Origin of the sequence: Rhodovarius crocodyli (assembly GCF_004005855.1) — a bacterium.
GTDB lineage: Bacteria > Pseudomonadota > Alphaproteobacteria > Acetobacterales > Acetobacteraceae > Rhodovarius > Rhodovarius crocodyli.
On record NZ_SACL01000016.1, the window covers coordinates 16767 to 35937 of the forward strand.

Consider the following 19171-nt stretch of genomic DNA (forward strand, 5'->3'; position numbering starts at 1 on the left):
CAATCAGCAGGGCTGGGGGGGGCCGGAGCCCCCTACCCTGCCCCCAGCGCGCTCGCGATCTGGAAAGTGGCGAAGGCCGCCAGATAGGCCAGCGCCAGCATGTAGCCGAAGGTGAAGAAGGCCCATTTCCGGCTGCCGGTCTCGCGCCGGATCACGGCCAGGGTCGCCGCGCATTGGGGCGCGAAGATGTACCAGGCCAGGAAGGCCAGCGCCGTCGCCAGCGACCATTTCCCGGCCAGCGCCTGGCCCAGCTGCGTCGCGTCCTCATCCGCGTTCTCGATGGCATAGACGGTGCCGAGGGAGGCCACCGCCACCTCCCGCGCCGCCATGCCCGGGATCAGCGCGACGCCGATCTGCCAGTTGAAGCCGATCGGGCGCAGCACGGGTTCCACGGCGTTTCCGATGCCATAGGCCAGGCTGTACTCGATGGCAGGCTCGGTCGCGCCCTCGGGCGGGCGCGGCACGGAGGACAGGAACCAGATCACCACCATCATCGCGAAGATGACGGTGCCGGCGCGGCGCAGGAAGGCCTTCACCCGCAGCCACAGCGCGATGCCGACGTCACGCAGGCGCGGCAGCTTGTAGTCGGGCAGTTCCAGCATGAAGGGCTCGTTGGGGGACCCGCGCCAGATCAGCCGCTTGAACACGAAGGACATCAGCAGCGCGCTGACGATACCCGCCGCATAGAGGCCGAACATCACCAGCCCCTGCAGCCCGATCCAGCCCCAGACCGGGCGATCGGGGATGAAGGCGCCGATGATCAGCGTGTAGACCGGGATGCGGGCCGAGCAGGTCATCAGCGGCGCCACCAGGATGGTGGCCAGCCGGTCCCGCCTGCTGTCGATCACGCGGGTGGCCATGATGCCGGGGATGGCGCAGGCGAAGCTGGACAGCAGCGGGATGAAGGCGCGCCCATGCAGGCCTGCGCCGCCCATGATGCGGTCCATCAGGAAGGCGGCCCGGGCCATGTAGCCCAGATCCTCCAGCAGCAGGATGAACAGGAACAGGATCGCGATCTGCGGCAGGAAGACCAGCACGCTGCCCACACCCGCGATCACGCCGTCCTGCAGGAAGCTGCGCAGCAGGCCGAGCGCCCCCTCATCCGGGATGGCATCGCCCACCAGCGCGCCCAGGGCGGTGAAGCCCCCGTCGATCAGGTCCATCACCGGCGCGGCCCAGGCGAACACGGCCTGGAACATCAGGAACAGCAGCACCAGCAGGATAAGCAGCCCGGCCACCGGGTGCAGCAGCACCGAATCCAGGCGCCGGGTCAGCGGGTCGCGCCGGTCGGGCACCACAACGGTGGCGGCCACGATACGGTCCGCCTCCCGCTGGGCGGCGCGCAGGGCCGCGGCGTCGGGCGCGGCCCATGCCTGCTCGCCTGCCGGGGCCAGGGTGGGGGCCATGCGGTCGATGGCGGCCAGCAGCTCCGCGGTGCCGCCGCGGCGCACGGCGGCACTCATCACCACCGGCACGCCCAGTTCGGCCGAGAGCGCGTCGATATCGATGGAAATGCCGCGATGCCGCGCCAGGTCCATCATGTTCAGCACCAGCAGCAGCGGCCGGCCGACCTGCTTGGCCTCCAGCACCAGGCGCATGGCGATGCGCAGGTTGGTGGCGTCGGCCACGCAGACCAACAGGTCGGGCGCCTGCACCCCGTTCAGCCGCCCCAGCACCACGTCGCGCGTGATCACCTCATCGGGGCTGCGGGCGCGCAGGGAATAGGTGCCCGGCAGGTCCAGCACGCGGGCGGCGCGGCCGTCGGGGGTGGTGAAGGCGCCTTCCTTGCGCTCCACCGTGACACCCGGATAGTTGGCCGCGCGCTGCCGGCTGCCGGTAAGCGCGTTGAACAGCGCGGTCTTGCCGCAATTCGGATTGCCGAGCAGCGCCACGCGCAGCGAACGCTGCGCGACCGCCCCCTCCAGCGCGGTATCAGGCATGGATGGCGTCGACCAGGATCGCGTCGGCCTCGCGCCGGCGCAGCGCGATGGTGGCGGTCTGCACCCTGACCGCGATGGGGTCGCGGCCGAACAGGCCCTGATGGACGATTTCCACCGGCGCACCCTCGATGAAGCCCAGCTCCAGCAGGCGGCGCTCCAGTTCCTCGGCGGGGAAGCCGCCGATGGAGAACGGGCGCAGGCCCCGGATACGGCCGCGGAAGCCGCGCGCGGCTGAACCCAATGTGTCGGGAGAGGATTTGCTCATCGGAGACTCTAGTCTGGTGCCCCCGATATTAAGTGCGAGTGGCTTGCAATTGCAAACCCGCACCGGACGGGATTTCCCGCCATCTCTTGACCTCTGGCCTTCCGACTCCGCATATCCCCCCCATGCCCGCGCGCCGCCGTCCGATGCGAATTCTTCGCCCGGTCCTCATCTGAGGGCCGGGACCGATCCTCGCGCGCCATCCATTTTGCCCTGACACAGGGCCACAGGTTCCCACATGACCGACACCACCACGCCCGCCCGTGACTATCGCAGCACGGTCTTCCTGCCCGCCACGCCCTTTCCCATGCGCGGCGACCTGCCGAAGCGCGAGCCCGCGATGCTCGAGCGCTGGCAGAAGATGGGCATGTATGAGCGCCTGCGCGCCGATGCCGCGGGGCGCGAGAAGTTCGTCCTGCATGACGGCCCGCCCTATGCGAACGGCCCGCTGCACATCGGCCACGCGCTGAACAAGATCCTGAAGGACGTGATCAACCGCGCGGCGCAGATGGCGGGCTTCGACGCCGGCTATATTCCCGGCTGGGACTGCCACGGCCTGCCGATCGAGTGGAAGGTCGAGGAAGAATACCGCGCCCGCAAGCAGGACAAGGACCAGGTGCCGGTGCTGGAGTTCCGCGCCGAATGCCGGGCCTATGCCGCCAAATGGCTGGATTTCCAGCGCGAGGAATTCAAGCGCCTGGGCGTCGAGGGCGACTGGGAAGGCCGCTACGCCACCATGGACCTGCCCTCCGAGGCGATGATCGCCGGCGAGATCGGCAAGTTCCTGATGAACGGCAGCCTGTATCGCGGCCTGCGCCCGGTGATGTGGAGCCCGGTCGAGAAGACCGCGCTGGCCGAGGCCGAGGTCGAATACCACGACCATAAGTCCGCCATCCTGTACGCGCTGTTCCCGGTGCTGAAGGCCCCGGCCGCCCCGGATCTGGTGGGCGCGAATGTCGTGATCTGGACGACGACCCCCTGGACCATCCCGGCCAACCGCGCGCTCGCCTACAAGGGCGACATCGAATACGCGCTGGTGCATGTCGCGGAGGTCGAGGAAGACGCGCTGATGGCGCCGGGCCAGAAGATCATCGTGGCCCTGAAGCTGCTGCCCGACGTGGTGAAGGCCTGCAACCTCGGCGCGCACAGCGTGATCCGGGTGTTCCCCGGCACCGAGCTGGCCGAGGCCGTCTGCGCCTCTCCGCTGCGCGGCCATGCCGGCCAGTACATGTATGAGGCCCCGCTGCTGGACGGCGACTATGTGACCGACGACGCCGGCACCGGCATCGTCCACATCGCCCCCGCCCATGGCGAGGAGGACTTCCACCTTGCCCGCGCCCACGGCATCGCCGTGCCGGAATGCGTGGCCGATGACGGCACCTACACCATCCAGGCGCCGGGCTTCGAGGGCATCCATGTCTTCAAGGCGCATGAGGCGGTGTGGGCCGCGCTGACCGCGCTCGGCACGCTGGCGGGCAAGGGCTTCATCACCCACAGCTACCCGCACAGCTGGCGCTCCAAGAAGCCCGTGATCTACCGCGCGACGCCGCAGTGGTTCATCGCGATGGATGACGCCAACCAGATCCGCCAGAAGGCGCTGGACGCGATCGCCGCCACCCATTTCGTGCCCGACATCGGCCGCAACCGCATCGGCGGCATGGTCGCCGCCCGGCCGGACTGGTGCATCAGCCGCCAGCGCGCCTGGGGCGTGCCCATCGCCGTCTTCGTCGAGAAGAAGTCGGGCGAGGTGCTGCGCGACCAGTCCGTGATGGACCGCATCTGCGCGGCCTTCACCGAGGAAGGGGCCGATGCCTGGTACAAGCCCGGCGCCGCCGCCCGCTTCCTGGGCAATGACCGCAACCCGGCCGATTACGAGCAGGTGATGGACATCGTGGATGTGTGGTTCGAGAGCGGCTCGACCCACGCCTTCGTCCTCGGGCCGCGCGGCCTGCCCTTCCCGGCCGACCTCTATCTCGAAGGCAGCGACCAGCATCGCGGCTGGTTCCATTCCTCGCTGCTCGAATCCATCGGCACGCGCGGGGTGGCCCCCTTCAAGTCCATCCTCACCCACGGCTTCGTCCTGGATGAGAAGGGCGAGAAGATGTCCAAGTCCAAGGGCAACGTGACCGCGCCGCAGGAAGTCACCCGCGATTTCGGCGCCGACATCCTGCGCCTGTGGGTCATGAATTCGGACACCACGGCCGACCTGCGCATCGGCAAGAACATCCTGGCCCAGCAGGCCGACATCTATCGCCGCATCCGCAACACGCTGCGCTGGGTGTTGGGCGCGCTGGACGGCTACTCCGAGGCCGAGACCGTTCCCTACGCGGAACTGCCGGAGCTGGAGCGCTGGATCCTGCACCGCCTGTCGGAGCTGGACGCCCGCATGCGCGCCGCCCAGAAGACCCATGACTGGGCCGGCGTGGTGCCGGACCTGCACGGCTTCTGCAATTCGGAGCTGTCGGCCTTCTACTTCGACATCCGCAAGGACGCGCTGTACTGCGACGCGCCCTCCGCCGCGCGCCGCCGCGCGGCCCGCACCGTGCTGGACCACCTGCACCGCTGCCTGACCACCTGGCTGGCCCCGGTGCTGTGCTTCACGGCCGAGGAAGCCTGGCTGGCGCGCTTCCCGGGTGAGGACAGCTCGGTGCATCTGCAGCTGTGGCCGACCATTCCGGCGGAATGGAACGACCCGGCGCTGGCGGCGAAGTGGGATGAGATCCGTTCGATTCGCCGCGCCATCACCGGCGTGCTGGAGCAGGCCCGCGCGAGCGGCGAGATCGGCTCCTCCCTGGCGGCCGCCCCGGTTCTGACCCTCCCCGAAGCCCAGGCCGGCCTGCTGCCGGCCGCGGCCTGGGCCGAACTGGCCATCACGTCGGAGCTGACGGTGAAGACCGGCGATGCCATGGCGGTCGAATTCGCCAAGGCCCCGGGCGAGAAGTGCGACCGTTGCTGGCGCGTGCTGACCGAGGTCGGCGCCAGCCACGCCCACCCCACCCTCTGCCTGCGCTGCGAAACGGTCGTGGCCAATGGGGAAAAGACCGCATGAAGCGCCTCCTGCCCGGATTGCTGTTCGCCGCCGTGCTGCTGGTGGCGGACCAGATCAGCAAGCACTGGATCCTGTTCGGGCTGAACCTGCCTGAGCTGCGGACGGTGCCGGTGCTGCTGGTCGGCCCCTTCGGGCTTGACCTCACCATGGTCTGGAACCGGGGCGTCACCTTCGGGATGTTCTCGGGCGAAGGGTCCTGGAACCACCTGGCGCTGGCCGGCGTCTCGGCCGTGATCGCCGTGGTGCTGCTGCGCTGGCTGTGGAAGGCCGAGACCACGCCCGTGACCCTCGCGCTGGGCTCCATCATCGGCGGCGCGATCGGAAATGTCATCGACCGGCTTCGTTTCGGCGCCGTGGTGGACTTCATCGATACCCACGCCTGGGGATGGCACTGGTACGTCTTCAACGTCGCGGATGCGGGAATCGTCTGCGGCGTGCTCGTCCTCGTCTTAGACGCCTTGTTTCGGCCGCAAGGCGGGGCTAGGCAGTCGGCATGAGCATCCGCTTCCTCGCTGTCCCGGCCCTCCTCCTGCTCTCCGCCTGCGGCGGAGACACCGCGCGCACCCTCGGCTTCACGCGCGATGCGCCAGATGAGTTCCAGGTGACGACGCGCGCGCCGCTCTCCATGCCGCCATCGCTGGGCAACCTGCCGCGCCCGGCGCCCGGCGCCGCCCGCCCGCAGGAAATCTCCCCGCGCGCCCAGGCCGAGGCCGTTCTGGCCCCCGGCGCTGCTCTCGGCCGTGAAGGCTCGGCACAGGCCTCCCGTGGTGAGAGCGCCCTGCTCTCCGCCGCCGGCGGCGCCCCGGCCCCCGCCGATATCCGCAGCCAGGTCGACAGCGAATCCCTGCGCCTGAACTCCGAGGACCGCACCCTGACGGAGCGCCTGATGTTCTGGCGCGACCCGGACACCTCCGGCACCGCCGTGGACACCACCCGCGAACAGCAGCGCCTGCGTGAGAACGCGGCGCTCGGCCGTCCCACCACCGATGGCGAGACGCCGATCATCCAGCGCCCGCGCAGCGGCACCTTCCTGGGCGGCCTGCGCCTGTTCTGACATCCGGCGGGGGGCCCACCTCCCCGCCATACCGCAGCGCGGCAATCGGCGCGCTGCGAAGGTTGCGCGGGAATCGCACGCGCCTATAAGGTGTGCCCGCAACCGGAACGCAGCGTGAACACCAGATGAGCGATCTCTTCGGCGGTCAGGCCCCCAAGCCCGGCGCCTCCTACTCCGCCGCCGACATCGAGGTGCTGGAAGGGCTGGAGCCCGTCCGCAAGCGCCCCGGCATGTATATCGGCGGCACGGACGAGAACGCGCTGCACCACCTCGCCGCCGAGATCATCGACAACGCGATGGACGAGGCCGTGGCCGGCCATGCCGACCGTATCGAGGTGTGGCTGGAGCCCGGCAACTGGCTGGCCGTGCGCGACAACGGCCGCGGCATTCCGGTGGACCCGCACCCGAAATTCCCGAAGCAGTCCGCGCTGGAGGTGATCTTCACCACCCTGCATTCGGGCGGCAAGTTCTCGGGCAAGGCCTACGCCACCTCGGGCGGTTTGCACGGCGTGGGCAGTTCCGTGGTGAACGCCCTGGCCGCGCGGATGGAGGTGGAGGTCGCGCGCGACCGCCAGCTGTTCACCCAGGCCTATGAGCAGGGCAAGCCGGTCACCAAGCTGGTGAATGCGGGGGCGGTGCAGAACCGCCGCGGCACCCAGATCCGCTTCCGCCCCGACCCCGAGATCTTCGGCAAGCTGGAGTTCAAGCCCGAGCGCCTGTTCCGCTTCTGCCGCTCCAAGGCCTATCTGTACCGCGGCGTCGAGATCCGCTGGTCCTGCGACCCGTCGCTGATCCGCGAAGGCGCCGAGACCCCGGCCCAGACGGTGCTGCATTTCCCGGGCGGGCTGGGGGACTTCCTGGCCACCGCGATCGAGAAGAAATCCCAGGTCATCCCGGCCCCCTGGGCGGGCGAGGCCAATTTCCCCGAGGAGGCCGGGCGGCTCGAATGGGCCGTCACTTGGCTGGAGGACGGGGACGGCTTCCTCTCGACCTACGCCAACACCATCCCCACCCCGCTCGGCGGCACGCATGAGGCGGGGCTGCGCAACGCGCTGGTGAAGGGGCTGCGCGCCTTTGGTGAGCTGAAGAAGGAAAAGCGCGCCGAGAAGATCACGGCCGAGGACGTGCTGGCCGGCATGGCCGGCATGCTGTCGGTCTTCATCCGCGAGCCGCAGTTCCAGGGCCAGACCAAGGACAAGCTGACGAGCCCGGAGGCGCAGCGCCTGGTCGAGAACGCCATGCGCAACCAGCTGGATCACTGGCTGGCCGGCGATCCGGGCATGGCCGACAACCTGCTGGCCTTCTGCATCGAGCGCGCGGAGGAACGCCTGCGCCGGCGCGAGCAGAAGGAAACCCCGCGCAAATCCGCCACCCGCAAGCTGCGCCTGCCCGGCAAGCTGGCGGATTGCGCGAAGGAAGGCGTGGAAGGCACCGAGCTGTTCCTGGTCGAGGGCGACAGCGCCGGCGGCTCCGCCAAGCAGGCCCGCAACCGTGAGACCCAGGCCGTGCTGCCGCTGCGCGGCAAGATCCTGAACGTCGCTTCCGCTTCGGCCGACAAGCTGCGCGCGAACCAGGAGCTGAAGGACCTGATCGAGGCGCTGGGCTGCGGCGTGGGCGACCGCTTCGACGCGAACCGCCTGCGCTATGGCCGCGTCGTGATCATGACGGACGCCGATGTGGACGGCGCGCATATCGCGGCCCTGCTGATGACCTTCTTCTACAAGGAACTGCCGCAGCTGGTGCGCGACGGGCGGGTGCACCTCGCCCAGCCGCCGCTGTACCGGCTGCAGGCCAACGGCAAATCCATCTACGCCATGGACGATGCCGACAAGGACCGCCTGATGAAGCGCGAGTTCAAGCCGAGCCAGAAGGTCGAGGTCAGCCGCTTCAAGGGGCTGGGCGAAATGCCGCCCGCGCTGCTGAAGGAGACCACGATGGACCCGAAGCGGCGCAACCTGCTGCGCGTGGTTCTGCCCACCGAGGAACGCGCCAGGACCGCGGACCTGATCGAGGCGCTGATGGGCCGCAAGCCCGAGCTGCGCTTCCGCTTCATCCAGGACAATGCGGCGACACTGGACGTCGAGGCGTTGGATGCCTGAAAGCTCCTGAAACCCGAGCGTCCCGGTCGCGTTCATTCCGGCAGAACATCCTCAACGGAGACTGCCGTCATGAACAACCGCCGTAAGTTTCTGGGCCTTGCTGCCGCCGGCGCGGCGATGGTCCCTGCCATGATGCCCATGGCCGCCATGGCCCAGGCCACCATCATCCCGCCCGCCGGCACGCCGATGCAGCCGCCCGTCGTCACCAACACCTCCGTGATCGACGCGATGGCCGCCGATGGCCGCTTCACCCGCTTCATCGAGTTCGCCCGCCAGTCCGGCGCGGTGGAGCAGCTGCGGGCCGCCAATGTGGTGACCGTCTTCGCGCCGACCGACATCGCGATGGAACGCCTGCCCGCCAGCCTGCGCGACCAGCTGCTGGGCACGCCCGGCATGCAGCGCGACGTCGTCCGCCTGCCCGCCTTCGTCAATCTGCACATCGTGGATGGGCTGGAGACGCTGCCCGGCCTCGCCGGCAAGGAAACGCTGATGCGCAGCCGCAACGGCGCCAACCTGCTGGTGCAGCCCACCCCGCAGTCCACGCTGGTGCTGACGGCGCAGGATGGCCCGGGCTTCAGCGCCGGCGGCCTGAACGCCAGCCGCAACGCCAACATCCTTCTGCCGATCATCCAGGCGGCCAATGGGATGGTGTTTCCCATCGACAACGCCATGCTGGTTTGATCAGCCTGCCGCCCCTGCGGTATCAAGTTACCCGGTCCGGCCTTCGCCGGGCCGGGTTGCATGCATTACACAGAGTTTAATGATACGGTGTGGGCCACCACACTGCACGGTCCGGATCACTCATCTTGCCCATCGCGCTGCGTGCCCTGTTCGGTGTTCTGATCGCGCTGATCCCAGCCGCGCTCGTTCAGGGATTCCTGGAACAGGACATGCGGATCGAACGCCGCGTGCAGGTCGGCGAGGAAGCGATGCGCCTCGTCCGCCTCATCGCGGAACAGCAGATACGCAACATCGAGGGCGCCCAGCAGATCCTGGCCGCGATGGCGGCCCATGATGCCCTGCGGGACCTGCAGCCAAGCCCGGCATGCAATGCCTTCCTGGTCCGGCTGGTCCGCAGCTATCCGCGCTATCACACCGCCACGCTGTTCGACGCGCAGGGCAACACGCTCTGCTCCGCGCAGCCGGAAGTGCGGGCCTTCTCGGTCGCCAACCGGCCATACTTCCAGGAAGTGATGCGAACCGGCGCCTTCACGGTGGGCGAATACGCCATCGGCCGGAACACCGGGCAGCGTTCCCTGCACCTCGCCGCGCCGCTGCGCCTGGATGACGGCACGATCGGCGGCGTGGTCGTGGTGGCGCTCTCGCTGGAATGGCTCATCGAGGATCTGCGCAACATCCCGCTCTCGGCCGGCAGCGCGGCCGCGATCATCGACCAGAACGGCGTCATCATCGCCCGCTCATCAGAGCCGGATCGTTACGTGGGCCAGCAGCTCCAGGCCGACCTGATGCCCTACATCACGGCAGAGCGCGCCGGCCTCATCGAGAGCTACCAGGTCGACGGCGCGTCGCGCATCGGCGCCTACATCCCCATCGTCGCCCCCCCGCGCGGGCTGGCCATCGTTCTCGGCATGTCCACCAACGTGGTCATCGAATCCGAGATCGCGCGGGAACGCCGCACGGCGGTGCTGGTCGTGGGTTCGCTGCTGCTCACGCTGGTTCTGGCCGCGGCCATCTTCCATCTGGGCGTGGAGCGCCCGGTCAACCGGCTGCTGGCGGCGGCCCATTCCTGGTCGCGCCGCGAATGGAGCCAGCGCATCGGCCGGATCGGCGGCGGGCGCGAATTCGAGCGCCTGGCCGCCGCCTTCGATGCGATGGCGGCCGAGGTCGAGAAGGCGGAGCAGGACCGGCTGCGCGGCGCCGTGCGCATGCGCGCGCTGCTCGAGGTCAGCCCCCAGGTGGTGTTCACGGCCGATGCCCAGGGCCAGGTCGACGGCCTCAATGAGTTCTGGCACCGCCTGACCGGCCAGCGCCCGCAGGATGGGCTGGGCCGCGGCTGGCTGCGCGCCGTCCATCCCGATGACCGCCTGCCCACCATGCGCGCCTGGCAGGAAGCCCTGGTTGAGGCCGGGCGCGGCCTGGCCCCGGAATTCAATGTCGAGCTGCGGGTGCGCCGCGCCAGCGACGAGAGCTGGCGCTGGTTCGTCTGCCGTGGCGCGCCCATCCGCGACTCCGACGGCACGCTGCTGGCCTGGGTGGGCGTCGCGCTCGACTATCACGACCTGCGCGCGGCCCAGGATGAGGCCGCGGAACAGGCCGAGCGCCTGGAAGTCACCTATCGCAACGCCTCCGTCGGCATGTGCCTGCTGAACCCGCGCCTGGAGTACCTGGCCGTCAACCAGGCGCTGTCCGAGGTGAACGGCGCCGCGCCGGAGGACCATCTGGGCCGCCGGGTGGAGCAGATGAGCAGCCCTGCCCTCGCCTCCCGCCTCGTGCCGCATCTGCGGCTGGCGCTCGAAAGCGGCCGCGCCGAGGAGAGCGTCGAGATCGAGGCGACCGACCAGGCGAATGACCGCCGGGTGTGGCTGTGTTCCTTCCATCCGTTGCAGGGCGGGGCCGGGGTTTCCCTCTCCATGCTCGACATCACCGCCCGCAAGCTGGCCGAGGAGGCGCAGCACCTGCTGGCGCGCGAGGTCGACCACCGCGCGCGCAACGTGCTGGCCGTGGTGCGCGGCCTGGTGCGCGTTTCCGCCGCCGAGGCGAAGTACGACAGCGACCAGCTGGTGGAAGTGCTGGAAAGCCGCATCGCCGCGCTCGCGCGTGTGCACACGTTGCTCTCGCGTGAACATTGGGCCGGCGCCCCGCTGGCCGAGGTGGTGGAGGAGGAGCTCTCCGCCCATGACGAGCGCCTGAAGGCCAGCGGCCCGCATGTCAGGCTCTCAGCCGCCACCGCGCAGCCCCTGGCCCTGGTCTTGCATGAGCTGGCGACCAACGCGCTGAAATACGGCGCGCTCTCCGAGCCGGACGGCTGGGTGGAACTGCGCTGGGAACATGAGGGCGAGGGCCTGGCCCTGTACTGGAAGGAACATGGCGGCCCGCCCGTCATGGGCCCGCCGCCCAGCAGCGGCTTCGGCACGGAGCTGATCGACGCCAATGCCGGCCTGCCGCTGGACGGCCATATCGAGCGGCACTGGCAGCGCGACGGCCTGCTCTGCGTGCTGCATATCGGGCCACGCGCCCTGATGGCGCAGGCGGCATGAGGGGGGTCCTCCCGGTCGCCGCCATCATTGCTGTCGTACCCTGCGCGGTCATGGCGCAGGAGGAAGAGGCCGCCGGCCCCATCGCCCCCTATGAGGCCGTGGTTAGGCCGACGGGCGATTCGAACCTGGACCGGCTGCTGGCCGCCCAGTCCCTGCTAATCAGCCAGCAGACCCGCGCCCCCACCGATGCCGACGGCGTGCGTTCCCGCATGGACGCCGAGCCCACGCGCCTGCGCCCGCTGCTGGATGCCGAGGGCTTCTATGCCGCCCAGGTTCAGGTGGTGCCCGAAGGCCAGCCGCAGAACGGCGCCGAACAGCCGCTCAAGATCGAGATCCGCGTCGAGACCGGCCCGCGCTACACCCTGCGCCATGTCGAGACGCGCGGCGGCCCGCCCGTCCCGCTCGAACCCGGCGGACCCGCGCGGGCCGAGGTGGTTCTCGCCGCCCAGGCCACGGCGCTGACCGCCATGCGCGCCGCGGGCCGCCCCCTCGCCCGGCTGGAGCGCCAGGTGACGGTGGACCACGACGCGCGGGCGATGGACGTGGCCTTCGTCTCCACGCCGGGCGCCACCGCCAATTTCGCCCCCGCCGTGGTCGACGGCACGGTGCGGGTAGACCCCGAGGTGGTGCGCCGCGTGGCCGATGCCCGGCTGGCGGGCCGGCTGTATTCCCCGGCGCGCACGGTGGGCGCGCGGGCGGACGTGATGGCGCTCGGCCCCTTCGGCTCCGCCCGGATCGAGGAAGGCGAGGCGCTGGACGCCGAGGGCCGGCTGCCCGTGACGGTGCGCGTGCAGGAACGCCCCTTCCGCGCCCTCTCGGCCTCCGTCGCGTATGAGACCAATTACGGCGCCTCGGTGCGCGGCGCGTGGGAGCACCGGAACCTGTTCGGGGGCGCGGAGAACTTCCGGGTGGAGGCGGAGGTCTCGCGCCTCGGCAACGAGTTCGACCGCACCAACGGCCGGCTGTCCTTCACCTACCGCAACCCGCTGCCGCTGGGGTACGACGGCAGCCTGCTGACCAACCTGTCCTTCCTGCGCGAACGCCTGGACAGCTACGACCGCGACGCCGTGACGCTCAGCGTGTTGTATGAGCGCCGCCTGACCGATCGCTGGACGGTGAATGCGGGCCCCGTGGCCGATATCGGCCGCACCGGCCCCTCGGGCCTGCGAATGGTCGGCTATCAGATCGCGGGCTTCCAGATGCAGGCCCGCTACGACAGCACGGACAGCGCGCTGGACCCGCGCCGGGGCTGGCGCCTGGATGGCCGGCTGACGCCCAGCTACGCCTTCGTGCAGGCCACGCCCTATCTGCAGCTCCGGGCCTCCGCCTCGACCTACATCGACCTGTCGGGCAACGGGCGCAGCATTCTCGCGATGCGCGCGGCGCTCGGTTCGCTGCTGAACGCGCGGCCGGGCGACGTGCCGTTCAACCAGCGCTTCTATGCCGGCGGCGGCGGGTCCGTGCGCGGCTACAGCTACCAGTCGATCGGCCCGCGCGACGCGCTGAACAAGCCCGCCGGCGGCGCCAGCCTGCTGGAGGCCTCGATCGAGTTCCGCCAGCGTTTCCTGGACAGCTTCGGCGCCGTGGTCTTCGTGGATGCGGGTGCGGTGGGCGACCGTTCCTTCGCGCCGACCGACGAGATCCGCGTGGGTGCGGGCGTGGGCGTGCGCTACTACACCGCCATCGGGCCGGTGCGCGCCGATGTGGCCATGCCGCTGATCCGCCAGCAGGGCAGTTCCGGCTTCGGGGTCTATCTCGGCCTGGGGCATTCCTTCTGATGCGCCGGAAGCTGCTCTGGCTCGGCTTGCCGCCCCTGATCCTGCTGGGCGCCGTGGGCGGCGGGGCGGCCGTGCTGCTGGCCACCCCCACCGGCCTGCACCTGGCCGAGAAATACGCGCCGGGCTTCGTGCCCGGCCTGCGCCTGTCGGGCGCCGAGGGCAGCATCCTGGGCGGCATCACGGTGCGTGAGGTCGCGATGAGCGACGATGCCGGCGAATGGCTGCGCATCGAAAACCTGCGCCTGGACTGGCAGTGGCGCGCGCTGCTGGACAAGCAGCTGCATGTGCGCCTGCTCTCGGCGGACCTGCTGCGCGTCGCGCGGCTGCCGGCCTCCGGCGAAACGGCCTCCACCGACACCAGTTCCTCCTCCGGCGGTATCGTGCCGACCCTGCCGGTGGCGGTGCAGCTCGATCGGATTTCCATCCCGCGCATCGAACTGGGCGAGGCGCTGGCCGGTCGCGAGGCGGCGCTGTCGCTCGCCGGGCGTGCCGGGCTGGCGCAGGGGCGGCTGGATACCGCGCTGGACGCCAGGCGGCTGGATGCGCCGGGCAGCCTGTCGATCAATGCCCGCATCGACGATGCGGGGCTCGATGCCCGCGTCGCGGCCCAGGAACCGCCGGGCGGCATCGTCGCGGGCATGCTGGCGCTGAACGACGCGCCGCTCGACCTGAACCTGACGCTGCAAGGCCCGTGGCAGGGCGCGCGCTGGGGGCTGGACGGCACGCTGGGCACCGCTGGCGCCCGGCTTTCCGGCGATGTGGCGCAGGATGGCGACGGCATGCGCGTGACGCTGGCGGGGCAGGTCGTGCCCGGCCCGCTGGCGCCCCCCGAATTCGCGCCGCTGGTGCCGCGCATCGACCTGGACCTCGCGGCCCGCCGCGCCGCCGACGGCGCCATGGCGGTGGAGAAGCTGGTCGTCGTCACCCCCGACGCCCGGGCCGAGGCAGAGGGCACGCTGACCGCCGCCAATGCGCTGGACCTGCGCTGGCGCCTCTCGCCCCTGGCGCCCGAGCCCTTCGCCCCCTGGCTGCCCGCCGGCGTCACCTGGACACGGGTGTCGGCCGAGGGCCGGGTGACCGGCACGCCGGAGGCCCCGCGCCTGGCCGCCACCGTCACCGCAGAGATGCCGCGCACCGGCACCGCCGAGGCCGATACGCTGATCGGCGACCGCGCCGTGCTGGATGTCGAGGCGGTGATGCCGGACCGCCGCGTTTCCGTCCGCCTGGCCACGGCCAAGGTGGATGCCACGCTGTCGGGTATCGTGGCGGAACCGCTGGACCTGGCCTTCACCGCGGAGATGCGCGACCCGCCGGGCGGCGAGGGCAAGCTGGCCGCCGAGGGCAGCATCACCGGCCCCTATGCCGGGCCGCGCATCCAGGCGCGCGTCACCACCGCGAATTTCGCCAGCAACGGCCATCGCCTGACCGATTTCACCCTCGATGCCGATGCCTCGCTGGCCGGCGGGGCGCGGGTGGCGGCACGCGGCGGGCTGGACGGCGCGCCGCTGAACCTCAGGCTGGAAGTCGCGCAGGAGGGCGAGGCGATCCGCCTGTCCGGCCTTTCCGGCAGCTGGAAGGGGCTGGAGCTTGAGGGCGAGGGATCGGGCGCCCTGCCCCGCGGCCCCTTCACCGGCAATGTGGCGCTCCGCGCGCAGGACCTGTCGGTGACGGGGCTCGGGCTCGCGGGGCGGCTGGAGTTCTCGGCCCAGGCCCGCGCCATTCCGGGCGCCACCGGCTCCGCCGCCCAGGGGCTGGACCTGCGCCTGCAGGCGACCGGCGCCGGCACCGCCGCCGCGCGGGGCGACGCCACCCTGACCGCGCGCGGCAATCTGGAGGCGCTGGACATCACGCTGGACGCGCGCGGCGTGGGCGCCACCGTGGCGCTCGCCGGCCGGCTGCGGGCGGATGAGACGGCGGAGCTGGCGTTGAGCCGCCTCGACCTCGGCTATGCCGAGGACAGCCTGCGCCTGACCGCCCCCACGCGCCTGACCGCCGATCAGACCGGCAAGCTGACCATCGCCCCCGCCCGCTTCGCCAGCCGTCGCGGCGGCACGCTGAACATCCAGGGCACGGCCAGCCAGGCGGCGCTGGCCCTCGATGTGGATGCCAATGCCGTGCCGCTCGCGCCCTTCTCGGCCGGCATGGCCCAGGGCAGCGTGACGGGCCGGGTGCGGGTGACGGGCAATGCCGCTGCCCCGCGCGCCTCCATCGCGATGCGCGGCACCGGGCTGCGCGCCATGCAGGCGCCGGCCTCCGCCCTGCCGGCGGCCGAGCTGGTGCTGAATGCCGAGGCCACGGCCACCTCCATCCAGGCCGACATGCGCATCACGGCGGGCACCATGGCGCGGCTCTCGGCCACGCTCAGCCAGCCGCGCGGCCTCGGCCCGCAATTCCCGATCGAGGCCCGCATCACCGGCCCGCTGGATCTGGGCCAGGCGGCGCGCCCCTTCCTGGCCGGGGGGGCGGACCGCTTCACGGGCCAGGCGCAGATCGACCTCGGCGTCTCAGGCACCGCCACCGCGCCACGCCTGTCGGGCGGCGTCACCCTGGCCAACGGCGCCTACAGCAACCCCGTCACCGGGGTGCGGCTTTCGGGCCTGGCCGGGCGGATCGATGCACAGGGCGAAAGGCTGGTCATTCCCGGGCTTTCCCTGCGCAGCGACGCAGGGGGGCGCGCCAACCTCTCGGGCTGGATCGAGCCGCTGGGCGCCGGCATCCCGGTGGAGCTGCGCGTGACCGCCGACAGGCTGCGCCCGGTGCGCGGCGGCTTCGCCGATGCGACCTTCGACGCGAACCTGACCGCGAGCGGACCCGTCATGGATGGCGGGCGTCTGGCGGGCGACATCACCATCCGCCGGGCGGAGCTGCGCATCCCCGAGCAGACCGGCGGCACCGCCGCCAGCCTGGGCGTGGTGCGGGAGGTGGGGCAGACGCCCCCGGGCCGCCCCCGCCCCGTCGTGGTGCCCCCGCCCCGCCCCGGCCCGCCACCGCGCCCGCCGCTGCCGCTCGCGCTCGATGTCACGCTCTCGGCGCCGCGCGCCGTCTTCTTCCGCGGCCGCGGCATGGAGGCGGAGCTGGGCGGGGACATCCGCATCACCGGCACCGTGGCCAACCCGCAGCCGCTGGGCGAGTTCCGCATGCGGCGCGGCACCTTCGACCTGGCCGGCCGCAACCTGACCTTCACGCGGGGCGTGGCCACGCTGGACGGCAACAGCTTCCTGCCCACGCTGGACTTCCTGGCCACGGCCACCAGCCGCAGCCACACCATCACCCTGACCATCAAGGGCAGCCCCACCTCGCCCGAGATCAAGGTGGGCGCCGTTCCCGACCTGCCGCAGGACGAGGCGCTGGCCCGGCTGCTGTTCGACCGGGAGGTGACGCGGCTGTCGCCCTTCGAGGCGGCGAGCCTGGCTTCGGCCGTGGCGCAGCTGGCGGGCCTCACGCCGCCGGGCGGCGGCGTGCTGGACCAGCTGCGCAGCGCGGCGGGGCTCGACCGGCTGGGCGTGGCCGGCAACGGCGCGACCGGGGCCACGGTGGAGGCCGGGCGCTATGTCGCGCCGGGCGTATATGTGGGGGTGCGGCAGGGCACGTCCGGGGGTACGCCGGGCGTGGGCGTGCAGTGGGAGATCGCGCCCCGGCTGCGGCTGGAGGGCGAGACCCAGACCGGCCCGGCCGGCGACAGGCTGGGGCTGAGCTGGGAGATGGAGTACTGATTCACCCCATCAGCCCGTGCAGATACCAGCGCGGGTCCGCATCGCCCTCGGCGCCCGTGCGGCACACCCACCACCGGGGCCCCTCGGCCAGCTGCAAGGCGTAATAGTCACGCGGGCGGGCCTGCTTCGGGTTGTCCCACCATTCCGGCAGCAGCCGTTCGGGCCCCCAGGCATGCAGGATGCGATGGGTGCGCCCATCCAGTTCCAGCGTCGCCAGCACGCCTTCCTCATCGGGCAGCACGCGCAGCTCCCGCGGCCTGCGCAGCATGCGCACGGGGCGCGGCACGGGGGTCAGCCATTCCTCCGCCACCGCCTCATGCGCGGGGATGCGGCGGGTGCTGCGCTCGGGCCAGAAGCTCTGGCGCGGTTGCAGGCGCCACAGCTCCACCCGCTGGGCCAGGCGGTCCAGCAGCCTGCCCAGCACCTCCGGCGGGGTGCTGGCGTCCAGCCCGGGCTGGCTGGCGCGCATCTCGTCCACATGCCCGGTCGCCAGGGTGAAGCGCTCGAAGCCCAGCTCCGGCCGCAGCCGGCCCAGGGGCTCGCGGAACAGCATGGCCCATTTCGCCGGCTGGGATGAGGCCTGGCCGCTGCCGGCCGCCACCTCCTGCCAGCTGCCGGCCATCCGCCAGCCGGTCAGGACCATGCGCCGCGCGCCGAGCCCGGCCTCGGCCAGATGCGCGCACAGCTTGCCCAGCAGCCGGTCCAGCGCCGCATCCAGCGCGGGGCGGGTGATGAGGGGCGCGGTGTAGTTCTCCGACACCGAGCGGGTGGGCGGCTCCCGCACCGGGGTGATGGGGGCCGGGGCATCGCCCGCCACCTGGTCCAGCACCTTCAGCAGCCCGTCCAGCATGCGATAGGTGACGACGGCGCGGTGCTGCTGGCGGATCTGGCCCAGCTGGCGCAGCCCGACGCGATGCAGGGTGACGATGTCGCGCTTCGGCAGCGGCAGGGTGCGCGGGTGCAGGGTGGGCCAGGCGGCGGCCTGTTGCTCGGGGTTCAGCACCCGGTCCCGCCACCCGCCGCGCAGCAGGGCCAGCAGGGCGGGCCAGGCGCCGCCGAGCAGGGCCGGAACCTCCTGCCCCGCGCGGGAAAACCCCTGCTTCACCTCGGCCAGGAAACTCTCCTCCCCGCCCGAGAGATGGGTGACGCCCGTCACCTCCATGGCCAGCGCGTCCTCGGCCACCACGCCCACCAGCGGCGAGAAGCGGCGCGCCCAAGGGGCCCAGCGCGCGGCATCGGGCACCAGCAGCACCAGATGGCGCGCCGTGACGACAGGTGCGGCAAAGAGATCCCTCATCCCCGGCGCCGGCGCGGCGCGGGGGTGGATTCCAGCACCGTCAGCCGGTCCTGCGCGGGGTTCCAGCTGCAGTGCCAGCGGTTGGGACGGCCACCGCGCTGCATCAGCAATTCCAGCTCCCAGGCGGGGGCGCCGTGGCCCGCGCCCTCGGCGGTGGCGCGCACCCGCCAGCGGCTGCGGGCGGGGGATGGCGGGGGCGTGTCGGTGTCGGCACCCAGCAGCAGGGTGATGCCGCCGCCGGTCTCGGCCGCCAGCTGCAGGCGGCGCAGCGCGGTCATGTCCGGACCCTCGCGGCTGGGGGCATGCAGCAGCGTGGCGGCCACGGCGGGGCAGCGGGCGGCTTCCTCGGTGGCCCAGAGGGCATCCTGCGCGCGGGGCGCGCGCACCAGCACCAGGTGCCGCGGCGCCAGCCCCATCCGCGCCAGCCCCTGCGGGCAGGCATCCGGCTCATGGCTGATCCAGAGCACGCTGCCTGTCTCACTGACGGCCTGGGCGCGGGCCAGCAACAGGGTGGCGAAGGCGGTGGCGGCGCCCGGCTCGGCGGCCAGGATCTCATGCAGGCAGGCGGTGGGCAGGCCGCCCTCGGGCAGGGCCTCGTCGATCTCGGGGCACAGGGACAGGCGCGGGCGGCCCGAGGCCAGCTCGGTTCGCGCCAGCCGCGCCTTCAGCCCGGCCAGCAGGGCGGCGCGGTCGGTCTGCATCTCTGTCGGGGGGGCGAGGTCAGAGGACATTTGTTCATAATATGTTCTGTTTTTGCCGCT

The 19171-nt window shown here is 71.5% G+C and carries 12 protein-coding genes; 8 read left to right on the forward strand and 4 right to left on the reverse strand.

Features of this window, described 5'->3' with window-relative positions; translation table 11 throughout:
* Positions 1–32: 32 nt before the first annotated feature.
* Positions 33–1940, reverse strand: a complete 1908-nt coding sequence (gene feoB / locus EOD42_RS24530) for a ferrous iron transport protein B (protein ID WP_127790243.1) — start codon at positions 1938–1940, stop codon at positions 33–35.
* Positions 1933–2205, reverse strand: coding sequence for a FeoA family protein (locus tag EOD42_RS24535; protein WP_127790244.1), 273 nt, complete (start codon positions 2203–2205; stop codon positions 1933–1935). Before EOD42_RS24535 ends, feoB begins: the two co-directional genes overlap by 8 nt.
* 235 nt (positions 2206–2440) lie before the next feature.
* On the opposite strand from EOD42_RS24535, the gene ileS reads away from it, so the two are divergent.
* From ileS to EOD42_RS24575, 8 genes are all read left to right on the forward strand, one after another.
* Positions 2441–5251 carry an isoleucine--tRNA ligase gene (gene ileS / locus EOD42_RS24540; RefSeq protein WP_127790245.1) on the forward strand — a complete coding sequence of 937 codons (2811 nt, stop codon included), beginning with the start codon at positions 2441–2443 and terminating at the stop codon, positions 5249–5251.
* A complete protein-coding gene (lspA, locus tag EOD42_RS24545) occupies positions 5248–5748 on the forward strand; it encodes a signal peptidase II (protein ID WP_127790246.1) in 501 nt (166 codons plus the stop codon). Before ileS ends, lspA begins: the two co-directional genes overlap by 4 nt.
* A complete protein-coding gene (locus tag EOD42_RS24550) occupies positions 5745–6305 on the forward strand; it encodes a DUF3035 domain-containing protein (protein WP_127790247.1) in 561 nt (186 codons plus the stop codon). The genes lspA and EOD42_RS24550 overlap by 4 nt, the downstream gene beginning before the upstream one ends.
* A 125-nt stretch (positions 6306–6430) precedes the next feature.
* Positions 6431–8404, forward strand: a complete 1974-nt coding sequence (gene parE, locus EOD42_RS24555) for a DNA topoisomerase IV subunit B (RefSeq protein ID WP_127790248.1) — start codon at positions 6431–6433, stop codon at positions 8402–8404.
* Positions 8405–8473: 69 nt separating this feature from the next.
* On the forward strand, positions 8474–9085 hold the full coding sequence (locus EOD42_RS24560; protein WP_127790249.1) for a fasciclin domain-containing protein: 612 nt from the start codon (positions 8474–8476) through the stop codon (positions 9083–9085).
* Positions 9086–9210: 125 nt separating this feature from the next.
* Positions 9211–11622, forward strand: a complete 2412-nt coding sequence (locus tag EOD42_RS24565; protein ID WP_127790250.1) for a PAS domain-containing protein — start codon at positions 9211–9213, stop codon at positions 11620–11622.
* Entirely contained in the window at positions 11619–13400 is a 1782-nt protein-coding gene (locus tag EOD42_RS24570) for an autotransporter assembly complex protein TamA (RefSeq protein WP_127790251.1), read from the forward strand. Before EOD42_RS24565 ends, EOD42_RS24570 begins: the two co-directional genes overlap by 4 nt.
* Entirely contained in the window at positions 13400–17113 is a 3714-nt protein-coding gene (locus EOD42_RS24575) for a translocation/assembly module TamB domain-containing protein (RefSeq protein WP_127790252.1), read from the forward strand. The genes EOD42_RS24570 and EOD42_RS24575 overlap by 1 nt, the downstream gene beginning before the upstream one ends.
* Before the next feature lies 1 nt (position 17114).
* Here EOD42_RS24575 and EOD42_RS24580 read toward each other — a convergent pair whose 3' ends face one another.
* Both EOD42_RS24580 and EOD42_RS24585 read right to left on the reverse strand, forming a co-directional pair.
* Positions 17115–18410, reverse strand: coding sequence for a DNA polymerase Y subunit UmuC family protein (locus EOD42_RS24580; RefSeq protein ID WP_127790253.1), 1296 nt, complete (start codon positions 18408–18410; stop codon positions 17115–17117).
* Complete coding sequence (locus EOD42_RS24585; RefSeq protein WP_127790254.1) at positions 18407–19141, reverse strand: ImuA family protein; 735 nt, start codon at positions 19139–19141, stop codon at positions 18407–18409. The genes EOD42_RS24580 and EOD42_RS24585 overlap by 4 nt, the downstream gene beginning before the upstream one ends.
* Positions 19142–19171: the final 30 nt, after the last annotated feature.

Bases quoted from the DNA above. Each gene is read 5' to 3' on its own strand.
- feoB (WP_127790243.1), bottom strand. From the start codon at position 1,940: ATGCCTGATACCGCGCTGGAGGGGGCGGTCGCGCAGCGTTCGCTGCGC.
- EOD42_RS24535 (WP_127790244.1), bottom strand. From the start codon at position 2,205: ATGAGCAAATCCTCTCCCGACACATTGGGTTCAGCCGCGCGCGGCTTC.
- ileS (WP_127790245.1), top strand. From the start codon at position 2,441: ATGACCGACACCACCACGCCCGCCCGTGACTATCGCAGCACGGTCTTC.
- lspA (WP_127790246.1), top strand. From the start codon at position 5,248: ATGAAGCGCCTCCTGCCCGGATTGCTGTTCGCCGCCGTGCTGCTGGTG.
- EOD42_RS24550 (WP_127790247.1), top strand. From the start codon at position 5,745: ATGAGCATCCGCTTCCTCGCTGTCCCGGCCCTCCTCCTGCTCTCCGCC.
- parE (WP_127790248.1), top strand. From the start codon at position 6,431: ATGAGCGATCTCTTCGGCGGTCAGGCCCCCAAGCCCGGCGCCTCCTAC.
- EOD42_RS24560 (WP_127790249.1), top strand. From the start codon at position 8,474: ATGAACAACCGCCGTAAGTTTCTGGGCCTTGCTGCCGCCGGCGCGGCG.
- EOD42_RS24570 (WP_127790251.1), top strand. From the start codon at position 11,619: ATGAGGGGGGTCCTCCCGGTCGCCGCCATCATTGCTGTCGTACCCTGC.
- EOD42_RS24575 (WP_127790252.1), top strand. From the start codon at position 13,400: ATGCGCCGGAAGCTGCTCTGGCTCGGCTTGCCGCCCCTGATCCTGCTG.
- EOD42_RS24580 (WP_127790253.1), bottom strand. From the start codon at position 18,410: ATGAGGGATCTCTTTGCCGCACCTGTCGTCACGGCGCGCCATCTGGTG.
- EOD42_RS24585 (WP_127790254.1), bottom strand. From the start codon at position 19,141: ATGTCCTCTGACCTCGCCCCCCCGACAGAGATGCAGACCGACCGCGCC.